The 1,644-nt window shown below is 37.5% G+C and carries 1 protein-coding gene; it reads right to left on the reverse strand.

The features are described from left to right. A partial coding sequence (locus BKH44_RS08595; protein WP_143428339.1) for an autotransporter outer membrane beta-barrel domain-containing protein occupies nt 1-1,644 on the reverse strand: 1,644 nt, incomplete at both ends.

Here is a 1,644-nt window from a genome sequence, read left to right on the forward strand (position 1 = left end):
ACTCCCGGTCTCACACTTTGCCAAACTCTATTGCTGCTAGAAGGTGTCCTATTGATTCTTGGAGGTTGTGTTTTGATTTTAGGTCTTTGGTTTGTTTTCTCCTCTTTATATTTAAAATGATTCTTTTGATAAAAACTACCTTCATCTCTTTTTGGTTGTGTTTGATAAGGTTTGAAATAAGATTCTGACCTAGAAGGTTTGTTTTTTTGTGTTTGCATAGGTTTGGGTCTATAATTGATTTGAGAAGGTAGTTTTTGAGGGGTTTGACCAAACTTATAACGGATACCAGCACTCACTAACCAATAAGTATCTATCCTGCCAAAGAATTCTGTTTTAAAATCTGCATAAAGCTTGAGGCTATCATCTAAAAATAACCATTCCCCTCCAATGCCAAAACCCAATCTATGATCAGGTTTTTGATTTTGTTTGTTGTATAAAGGAAGCAAGGTATCATCAATCAAACTCATTTTGCCTCCAGTATTGAGGTCAAAACTATAATCAACTAAACCTTTGAGGTTTAAGGCTGAAGTCATATAATCAAATCTTTTGACTCCTAACAATCCTATCTTAGCAATGAATGCCATTGTCCCATCTATTTTTGCTTTGACATTTGAGAGGGATTGTTGTTCGGTAAAAGAGAAATGATTAGAAGGGATATAACCTGTATTCATTGAAACAAAAGGTTGGAAGTATAAAGTATCATCCCTGACTTGGACATTAGAAATACCATTGCGACAAAATACTTTTTGCACACATTGTTCAATGACTCTTTGACGGGTTTTAGATATTGGATAGATATTATAACCCACCCTCCCAGAAAGGATGAAAAGATGGTTGTTGAATTCAATAGGTTTGGATGCTTGATATAGATTAGCTTTGATGGGATTGAAAACATATTGCAAACCCCCATCTAAGACCCAACCATCTTGATGGATATAGCCCACATAACCCCCAATACCAAAAGCATTGTCATTGCCTTCAAATCCTTTATCAGAAACATAGAGTTTGGTGTAATCTAAAGAGATACCATAAAAATACCTTTCATTTTCAAAGTTTTTCCCCCAATCATACCCTCCAGATAAATGATAAAAAAGATTTTGAGTGGTGGGGGTGGAAAAAGGTTGTTTGGTGTATATCCCTCCTCCAGAGATTTTCAACCAAGCCCCATTTAGGGTGGGAGGATAAAGCAAATCCTCAACCCTTGAATGCAGGTTATCTGATTGGAGGCGATAGATTTGATAAGGGAGTGAGAGGATATTGAAAAGACTTTTGGCGGTTTGATTGGGGTTAGCTTCAATGGCAGATAAAATCCAATCTGTTCCTCCCCCTGCAGCAGTCCTTTGTTCTAAAATAGGGAGATAATCATACAGACCAATGATCGTAGCAATCCCTTCAAATCCAGCTGAATCTGCTACATTGGTAGCGTGGGCTACTACCATATTCTTGCCTGCAGTGTCTATTGAAATCTTATTTGGATTTTGATAGATTTGGATGTATTCTTTGCCATTCACATTCGTAGCCCTGATGGTATCTATTAAGCCCCTATCCACATCTGCCATCAACCTGAAAACTCCATTATTGCCATTGATGGTATTGACATTGAGGGTTCTTGATGCAAAAGGGGTAGGGGATATGAGGCGGTAA

The organism is Helicobacter sp. 13S00477-4 (genome assembly GCF_002272785.1).
Classification (GTDB): Bacteria; Campylobacterota; Campylobacteria; order Campylobacterales; family Helicobacteraceae; genus Helicobacter_J.